This window comes from Streptomyces sp. NPDC045955 (genome assembly GCF_056430805.1).
Map to the genome: position 1 here is coordinate 441557 of NZ_JBWKKY010000007.1, position 8645 is coordinate 450201.

General features: G+C 70.0%; 8 protein-coding genes. 4 read left to right on the forward strand and 4 right to left on the reverse strand.

Annotated features, from left to right (window positions below; all coding sequences use genetic code 11):
* Positions 1–78: 78 nt before the first annotated feature.
* Positions 79–1263 (reverse strand): quinolinate synthase NadA, encoded by a 1185-nt coding sequence (gene nadA, locus AC07F0_RS17890; RefSeq protein ID WP_392031327.1) that lies wholly within the window; start codon positions 1261–1263, stop codon positions 79–81.
* A gap of 281 nt (positions 1264–1544) precedes the next feature.
* Between nadA and AC07F0_RS17895 the strand changes: the two genes are divergently transcribed.
* Positions 1545–1901 carry a HesB/IscA family protein gene (locus AC07F0_RS17895; RefSeq protein WP_086851802.1) on the forward strand — a complete coding sequence of 119 codons (357 nt, stop codon included), beginning with the start codon at positions 1545–1547 and terminating at the stop codon, positions 1899–1901.
* 86 nt (positions 1902–1987) lie between these two features.
* Here AC07F0_RS17895 and AC07F0_RS17900 read toward each other — a convergent pair whose 3' ends face one another.
* On the reverse strand, positions 1988–3886 hold the full coding sequence (locus AC07F0_RS17900) for a hypothetical protein (RefSeq protein WP_478979891.1): 1899 nt from the start codon (positions 3884–3886) through the stop codon (positions 1988–1990).
* 146 nt (positions 3887–4032) lie between these two features.
* Entirely contained in the window at positions 4033–4242 is a 210-nt protein-coding gene (locus AC07F0_RS17905) for a hypothetical protein (RefSeq protein WP_478979893.1), read from the reverse strand.
* 132 nt (positions 4243–4374) lie between these two features.
* Between AC07F0_RS17905 and AC07F0_RS17910 the strand changes: the two genes are divergently transcribed.
* Positions 4375–5349 carry a carbohydrate kinase family protein gene (locus AC07F0_RS17910; protein WP_478979895.1) on the forward strand — a complete coding sequence of 325 codons (975 nt, stop codon included), beginning with the start codon at positions 4375–4377 and terminating at the stop codon, positions 5347–5349.
* Positions 5350–5434: 85 nt separating this feature from the next.
* Here the strand turns inward: AC07F0_RS17910 and AC07F0_RS17915 are convergent, their stop codons facing one another.
* Complete coding sequence (locus tag AC07F0_RS17915) at positions 5435–6814, reverse strand: aminotransferase class V-fold PLP-dependent enzyme (protein WP_478979897.1); 1380 nt, start codon at positions 6812–6814, stop codon at positions 5435–5437.
* 264 nt (positions 6815–7078) lie between these two features.
* Between AC07F0_RS17915 and ctaC the strand changes: the two genes are divergently transcribed.
* Together ctaC and AC07F0_RS17925 are read left to right on the forward strand one after the other, a co-directional pair.
* Positions 7079–8044, forward strand: coding sequence for an aa3-type cytochrome oxidase subunit II (gene ctaC / locus AC07F0_RS17920; protein ID WP_279542157.1), 966 nt, complete (start codon positions 7079–7081; stop codon positions 8042–8044).
* Positions 8041–8645, forward strand: a 605-nt coding sequence (locus tag AC07F0_RS17925; protein ID WP_478979899.1) for a cbb3-type cytochrome c oxidase subunit I, incomplete at its 3' end; no start/stop codon positions are given. The genes ctaC and AC07F0_RS17925, both read left to right, overlap by 4 nt.

An 8645-nucleotide genomic window follows, 5' to 3' on the forward strand; every position in this document is an offset into this window, starting at 1 on the left:
GTGAGGGACCAAGCGTAATGATCCGACCAGCGGAAAAGGCCCCTTCCAGGAAGGAAGGGGCCTCGCACCGCAGGAGGACTACGGCAGCGCCAGCATCCGCTCCAGGGCCAGCTTCGCGAACGCCTCGGTCTCCTTGTCCACCTCGATGCGGTTGACCAGGTTGCCCTCGGCCAGCGACTCGAGGGTCCAGACCAGGTGGGGGAGGTCGATGCGGTTCATGGTCGAGCAGAAGCAGACCGTCTTGTCGAGGAAGACGATCTCCTTGCCCTCCGGCGCGAAACGGTTCGCCAGGCGGCGGACCAGGTTCAGCTCCGTGCCGATGGCCCACTTGGAACCGGCCGGCGCGGCCTCCAGGGCCTTGATGATGTACTCCGTCGAGCCGACGTAGTCCGCCGCGGCCACGACCTCGTGCTTGCACTCGGGGTGGACCAGGACGTTCACGCCCGGGATGCGCTCGCGCACGTCGTTCACCGAGTCCAGGCTGAAGCGGCCGTGCACCGAGCAGTGGCCGCGCCAAAGGATCATCTTCGCGGCGCGCAGCTCGTCGGCCGTCAGCCCGCCGTTCGGCTTGTGCGGGTTGTAGACGACGCAGTCGTCCAGGGACATGCCCATGTCCCGCACGGCGGTGTTGCGGCCCAGGTGCTGGTCCGGCAGGAAGAGGACCTTCTCGCCCTGCTCGAAGGCCCAGTCCAGGGCCCGCTTGGCGTTCGAGGAGGTGCAGATCGTGCCGCCGTGCTTGCCCGTGAACGCCTTGATGTCGGCGGACGAGTTCATGTACGAGACGGGCACGACCTGCTCGGCTATCCCGGCCTCGGTCAGCACGTCCCAGCACTCGGCGACCTGCTCGGCCGTCGCCATGTCGGCCATCGAGCAGCCGGCGGCGAGGTCGGGCAGGACGACCTTCTGGTCGTCGGACGTCAGGATGTCCGCGGACTCCGCCATGAAGTGCACACCGCAGAACACGATGTACTCGGCCTCCGGACGCGCCGCCGCGTCCCGGGCCAGCTTGAAGGAGTCCCCCGTGACGTCGGCGAACTGGATGACCTCGTCGCGCTGGTAGTGGTGGCCGAGCACGAAGACCTTGTCTCCGAGCTTCTCCTTCGCCTTGCGGGCGCGCTCCACCAGGTCCGGGTCGGACGGCGAGGGCAGGTCGCCTGGACACTCCACGCCCCGCTCGCTCTTGGGGTCGGCCTCACGGCCGAGGAGCAGCAGGGCGAGGGGCGTCGGCTGTACGTCGAGCTCCTGGGTTTGGGCGGTGGTCACGACACGCACCCTTTCTGTTCCGCGACTTTTCGTCGATTTGACGCTATCTATCATAACCGCTTCACGTCACTTTGACGATGGCCATAGCGTCTGTGTGACGTGAATCCCGGCGAGCCGCCGTTCATTCCCGGGAAGGCCGGGAAAGAGCCGTTTTCCGGTTCCCGGCGCGTGTGCGAGCATGAAAAGGAGCCGAGATCGAGCGCCCGGCCCGGAATGAATCCGCGGCCCCGCCGGTTGGACCCGTCGGCAAGCAGTCTCCGTACAACCCGGGAGAGATGTAGATGTCCGTATCGGACGAGACCACCACCGTCAGCGACGGCATCATCCTGACCGACGCCGCCGCGGACAAGGTCAGGACCCTGCTCGACCAGGAAGGCCGCGACGACCTCGCGCTGCGCGTCGCCGTCCAGCCCGGCGGCTGCTCCGGCCTGCGCTACCAGCTCTTCTTCGACGAGCGTTCCCTCGACGGTGACGTGGAGAAGGACTTCGGCGGTGTCAAGGTCGTCACCGACCGCATGAGCGCCCCGTACCTGGGCGGCGCCACGATCGACTTCGTGGACACGATCGAGAAGCAGGGTTTCACGATCGACAACCCGAACGCGACGGGCTCCTGCGCCTGCGGCGACTCCTTCAGCTGAGCCCGCCGAGCCGCTTCCCGCGGCCGCGGACATGACGGAGGCGGCGGCCCCCTCCGACGGGGCCCCCGCCTTCGCGCTGTGCCGTCCTACCGCTCCCGGGTCGGGGGAGCGGGCAGCCGCGCGCCCTCCTTGGCCAGCGGGACCGCCTTGCCGTTCGAGCCCACGACCGCGCGGTCGCCGAGCGGCTCGTCCAGCTGCACGGTCTTCTGGAACTGCTTCGCGATCATGATGCAGACCTTGCCCTGCCACGGGGTCGAGGTCACCGTGACCTTCACCTCGTCCCCGCTCTCGCTCGCCTTCACGTCGTAGTCGGAGCACACCCCGCCCGTGAAGGTCACGGTCAGCTCCGAACCCTCGGCCCGGTAGCCGTCCACCTTCACATCACGCGGCTCGGGAGCCGACGTCGGCTCGTCACTCGGCCCGCTCGGCGTGGGGGAGGCCAGGTACTTCGGGTCGACCGCCGGGTACGTCACCGTGAACGGGTCCTTCGCGCCCGGCGCCGTCACCTCGAACAGCCAGGACGGCACCAGTGCCTGCCGCCCGTCCACGACGTGCGAGGCCAGCCCGAACACCGCGTTCCGCACCGTCACCGCGTCCTGCTCGGGAGCGCCGCTCGCCGACGACCCGCAGGGCCGCTCCAGCCGGTCCTTCAGCGGCACGGGGCTCGCGCAGCCGCCGATGCCCATGCGGTGGTCGCCCGTCGGCCGCTTCTCCATCAGCTTCAGCGCCTCCCCGGCGCCGACCACGGGGTACGTGTCGCCCTTCACCGGCGTCTTCAGCTGACCGCTGCCGCCGACGACCTCGCCGTCCGAGCCGACCGTGACACCGGTCGTCCAGCCGTGCGTCGGCAGACCGCCGACCTCGGGAGCGGCGTTCACCACCCGCTGGGCGCCCATGACCTGGCTCGCGTCGAGCTTCGCGTCGTCCTGACCCAACGCCTTCAGCACGGGCGCCGCGGCCTTCTCAGCCTCCGCCTCGCTCACCGGGCTGCCGCCGTGCTGCGGAGCGGTGCAGGCGTCGGTGCCCTTGCAGTTGTCCGTGCCCGGGGCGTACCGGCTGAAGGTCCAGGCTCCCGGTGCCTGCCTGTTCACCTGGAGGATCGGCCCCGAACCGTCCTGGCCGGCCCCGACCTTCCAGGCCTCGCCCTGCGACACCGCGGTCCCCTCGACTCCGAGGGCCTTCGCCAGCCGGGCTACCTCCTCTTTGGTGACCTCGCCCCGCGCCCGGTACACCGGGGCTTCGCCGGGCCCGTCCGGGAGCGGGCCGTCGACCCGGTAGGTGGCGCCGTACGGGTTCGGCTCACCGGGCGCGATGCCGTTGCCGCCGCCCGACGTCGATTCCGAGTACCCGTCGAGCGCGAGCGGCGGGGGAGTGCCGTCCCCGGCGGGCGCGCCGGGCGTCGAACCGCCACCGCCACCGGGGCCGCCCGAGGCGTTGGCCGCGAGCCAGGCCCCGCCACCGCCGATCAGCAGCACGGCGGCGGCGACGGAGGCGATGATCGCGGGCGTCCGCGACCGCCCACCGCCGGGACGGACCGGGTGCTCCTCGTCGCGGGGCACGTCGCCGTGGGGTGCGTCGCCGTGGGGTGCGGAGGGCGTTTCCTGAGCAGCTTCCGGGGCCGGGCCGGTTTCCCCGGCGTCGGCACGGCCCGCCTCTTCGTCCGTCTCTTCGGCTGTCGTGGGCGCGGCGTCCGTCTCTTCGGCCGCCGTGGGCGCGCCGCCCGCCGGCTCCGACTCCGACTCCGAAGCCGGCGTGTCCTCACTCGACGTCCCGGAAGCCTCGGCGGACTCAATCGTCTCCGGGGCCTCCGCGGCCTCCGCGGCCTCCGCGGCTTCAGAGGCCTCTGTGGCCTCTATGGCCTCTACGGCCTCTACGGCCTCAGGGGTGTCCGCCGAACCCCGCTCCTCGACCTCCGGGGTGTCGGCGGATCCGGCGCCGCCCACTTCCCTGGCGTCGTCGTCGTTGTCGGGTCGCTCGGTGTTCACCGCATCGCTCCTTCGGCTGCACAGCTGTCCCATGGGGCCCGGCCCGGTCCGACACGGGCAGCTGTCGGGTCGTATCCCGCCTCCCCTTTACGGGGGACAGCGATGGGACGCAGCGGGGGAGCGCGCGGTTCCCTGGAGCGCGCCGCTCAGTCCCCGTAGTCCGACATCGCGTCGAGCAGCCGCGCCGACGCCGGGGGGACGGTCACACCGTGGATCAGGGCCGGGGAGACCGGCCGGGAGGCGACCCGGTCGGGAGCCGCCCAGTGGGGCGCCATCCGGGCGCCGTCGCCCGGCAGCGACGCCAGCTCGCCTTCGAGATCGACCGGAACGGGCACCTGGACCTTGAGGTTCGTCATATCCGCACCGTAGGCACGCCGGGCCTCACGGAGAAAGATCTACTATCGGGTAGTTTCCATGCCTTCAGAGCGACCCCGTCCACCCGATAGCGTGAGGCGTCAAGGTCCGCCTCCCACAGGAGAGTCCACGCCGTGCGCATCGCAGTCACCGGCTCCATCGCCACCGACCACCTCATGACGTTTCCCGGCCGCTTCGCCGACCAGTTCGTAGCGGACCAACTGCACACGGTTTCGCTGTCGTTCCTGGTCGACAAGCTCGACGTACGCCGCGGCGGCGTCGCCGCGAACATCGCGTTCGGAATGGGGCAGCTCGGCACCCGCCCGATCCTGGTCGGCGCCGCGGGCGCGGACTTCGACGAGTACCGGGCCTGGCTCGACCGGCACGGCGTCGACACGGAGTCCGTCCGCATCTCCGACACGCTGCACACCGCCCGCTTCGTGTGCACCACCGACGCCGACCACAACCAGATCGGCTCCTTCTACACCGGCGCCATGAGCGAGGCCCGCCTCATCGAGCTGAAGACCGTCGCCGACCGCGTCGGCGGTCTCGACCTGGTCTCCATCGGCGCGGACGACCCGGAGGCCATGCTCCGCCACACCGAGGAGTGCCGCTCCCGGAACATCCCGTTCGCCGCCGACTTCTCCCAGCAGATCGCGCGCATGGACGGCGAGGAGATCCGCATCCTGCTGGACGGGGCGACGTACCTCTTCTCCAACGAGTACGAGAAGGGCCTCATCGAGTCCAAGACCGGCTGGACCGACGCGGAGATCCTGTCCAGGGTGGGGCACCGGGTGACCACCCTCGGCGCGCAGGGCGTGCGCATCGAGCGGGCCGGCGACGACCCGATCGAGGTCGGCACGCCCGACGAGGAGCGCAAGGCCGACCCGACCGGCGTCGGCGACGCCTTCCGCGCCGGGTTCCTCTCGGGCCTCGCGTGGGGCGTCTCCCTGGAGCGTGCCGCCCAGGTCGGCTGCATGCTGGCGACTCTCGTCATCGAGACGGTGGGGACGCAGGAGTACCAGTTGCGCCGCGGGCATTTCATGGAGCGGTTCACCAAGGCGTACGGGGACGAGGCTGCGGCGGAGGTTCAGGCGCACCTCGTCTGACCGTTGTCGTCCGCAGGGGCGTGGGGGCTGGTCGCGCCCACGCGGCACAGCCGCACGTCGACACAGCCCCGCGCCCCTGGGTCACTCAGCTCACCCGGCGGATCAAGTACGCCGTTCCCTTGTCCGCCGGCTCCTCCCCGACGTACTCCTGGCTCCTCATCTCGCACCACGCCGGAATGTCCAGCCGGGCCGCCTCGTCGTCGGAGAGGACGCGGACCAGGCCGCCCACCCGCACGTCGCCGATGACCTTCGCCAGTTCGATCACCGGGATCGGGCAGCGCTTGCCGAGGGAGTCGACGACCAGGACGTCCTCCTCGCGGGCGACCTCGGAGGCGGCCGGCGCTCCCAGCTTCTCCCGCACCGCCGCCACGGCCCCGGGCAGGACGGTCAGGAACCGCTCCACATCATCCTCGGCGCCTCCCACCGGCAGCGAGACCCGCACGTTCCCCTCACTGAGTACGCCCATCGCCCGGAGCACATGGCTCGGCGTCAGCGTGCTGCTCGTGCAGGACGATCCGGACGAAACGGAGAAACCCTCCCGGTCCAGCTCGTGCAGCAGGGCCTCCCCGTCGACATAGAGGCAGGAGAAGGTGACGACGCCGGGCAGCCTGCGCACCGGGTCGCCGACCACCTCGACGTCCGGCACCGCCTGCGGCACCCGCACCCGGATCCGCTCCGTCAGTTCCCGCAGCCGCATGGCCTCCTCGGCTGCCTCGGCCCGTACGGCCCGCAGCGACGCGGCCGCCGCCACGATCGCCGGGATGTTCTCGAAACCGGGCGCCCGCCCCGACTCCCGCTCGTCCACCGGCCCTTGCGGCGCGAACCGCACACCCTTGCGGACGACGAGCAGTCCGACCCCCGACGGACCGCCCCACTTGTGGGCGCTGGCCGTGAGCAGCGACCAGTCGCCCTCCACCGGCCCCCACCCCAGCGACTGCGCCGCGTCCACCAGTAGCGGTACGCCCGCCGCCCGGCACACCTCGGCCACCTCGGCCACCGGCTGCTCGGTCCCCACCTCATGATTGGCCGACTGCAGACAGGCCAGTGCCGTGTCCGCGCGCAGGGCATCGCCGTACGCCGACGGCTGAACCCGTCCGGTGCGGTCCACCGGGACCTGTGCGACGGTCCCTCCGGCGGCCTCGAGGAGTTCCGCCGAATGCAGTACAGACGAATGTTCGACCGCTGACACGATCAGGTGGCGCCCGACCCGCCTCCGCCCGGCCAGCGCCCCGGCGATCCCCGTATGTACGGCACGCGTTCCGGACGACGTGAAGATCAGTTCGTCCGGCCGGCAGCCCACCGCCTCGGCAGCGGCCTCCCGCGCCGCGTCCAGCAGCACCCGGGCACGACGTCCCTCCCTGTACAGACGTGCGGGATCCGCCCACCCTTCGTCGAGCGAGGCCAGCAGGGCCTGCCGGGCAACAGGATGAAGCGGAGCAGCGGAAGCAGCGTCGAAGTAGGCCACACAGCAACGCTAAGACGTTCAGCAGGGCAGTGGACCTCAGAGGCGCGGGGAACTGCGCGACCAGCCACAAATAACCCGCAGCCGCCAAACCAGCGAACCACCCCTCCTCATAGGCACCCCTCCCCGAGAACCCCCGGAGGGCGTCGGCTAGGGTTTGGTCCGCATAAACATCCAAACCCCTGCCCGACGCAGGGCGGCGACCGACCAGCGAGAAGGCCAGGCCGCAGCCGATCCGCGCGGGCGAGACTCTCGGGAAGGCGCTACGTGAGTCCCAACGGCTCCGACCGCTCGCCGCGGCGCCCGATGCGGCGGAAGCTGCTGCAGGCACTGACCGCGGGCCTGGTCTTGGCGACAGCCACCGGTTGCTCGTACAACTGGGAAGACTTCCCCCGCCTTGGTATGCCCACCCCGACCACGGAAGAGGCTCCGCGGATCCTCTCCCTGTGGCAGGGGTCCTGGGCGGCTGCGCTCGCCGTTGGCGTGCTGGTGTGGGGTCTGATCCTGTGGAGTGCTTTCTTCCACCGGCGCAGCCGCACCAAGGTCGAGGTTCCTCCGCAGACCCGGTACAACATGCCCATCGAGGCGCTGTACACCGTGGTCCCGCTCATCATCGTCTCGGTGCTGTTCTACTTCACCGCCCGCGACGAGTCAGAGCTGCTCAGCCTCAAGAAGAAGCCCGACGTCACGGTCAACGTGGTCGGCTTCCAGTGGAGCTGGTGCTTCAACTACATCGAGCCGGTCGCCGGTTCCACGGGTGACGCCAAGAAGTCCCCGGAGCTCGACGCGATCCCGGACCGGTTCAAGAAGGACTTCCCGGCAGGTGCCGGCGGCGTCTACGACTGCGGCACCCCCGGCACCCGGAACCCGCAGACCAACAACCCGGGTCCGACGCTCTGGCTGCCCAAGGGCAAGACCGTCCGCTTCGTCCTCACCTCACGTGACGTCATCCACTCCTTCTGGGTGGTGCCGTTCCTGATGAAGCAGGACGTCATCCCGGGCCACACCAACGCCTTCGAGGTGACCCCCAACAAGGAGGGCACCTTCCTGGGCAAGTGCGCCGAGCTCTGCGGCGTCGACCACTCTCGGATGCTGTTCAACGTGAAGGTCGTCTCCCCCGAGCGCTACGAGCAGCACCTCAAGGACCTCGTGGACAAGCAGCAGAACGGTTACGTTCCTGCCGGCATCGCGCAGACGAGCCACGAGAAGAACCGGGAGACGAACAACCTGTGAGCATCCTCAACGAACCCCAGGGTGCCGCGGCAGCAGGGTCCCACTACGAGGACGAGCTGCCGGTCAGGCGCCAGAACCGCGGCAGCGTCGTGGTCAAGTGGCTGACGACGACGGATCACAAGACGATCGGCACGCTGTATCTGGTGACGTCGTTCGCGTTCTTCGTCATCGGTGGCGTGATGGCGCTGTTCATGCGCGCCGAGCTCGCCCGGCCCGGTCTGCAGATCATGTCGACCGAGCAGTTCAACCAGGCGTTCACGATGCACGGCACGATCATGCTGCTGATGTTCGCGACGCCGCTGTTCGCCGGCTTCGCGAACTGGATCATGCCGCTGCAGATCGGCGCGCCGGACGTGGCCTTCCCCCGGCTGAACATGTTCGCCTACTGGCTGTACCTGTTCGGCTCGCTCATCGCCGTCGGGGGCTTCCTGACGCCGCAGGGCGCGGCCGACTTCGGCTGGTTCGCCTACAGCCCGCTGTCGGACGCGGTCCGCTCCCCGGGCATCGGCGCCGACATGTGGATCATGGGTCTGGCCTTCTCCGGCTTCGGCACCATCCTCGGCTCGGTCAACTTCATCACCACGATCATCTGCATGCGCGC

Bases quoted from the DNA above. Each gene is read 5' to 3' on its own strand.
- AC07F0_RS17895 (WP_086851802.1), top strand. From the start codon at position 1,545: ATGTCCGTATCGGACGAGACCACCACCGTCAGCGACGGCATCATCCTG.
- AC07F0_RS17905 (WP_478979893.1), bottom strand. From the start codon at position 4,242: ATGACGAACCTCAAGGTCCAGGTGCCCGTTCCGGTCGATCTCGAAGGC.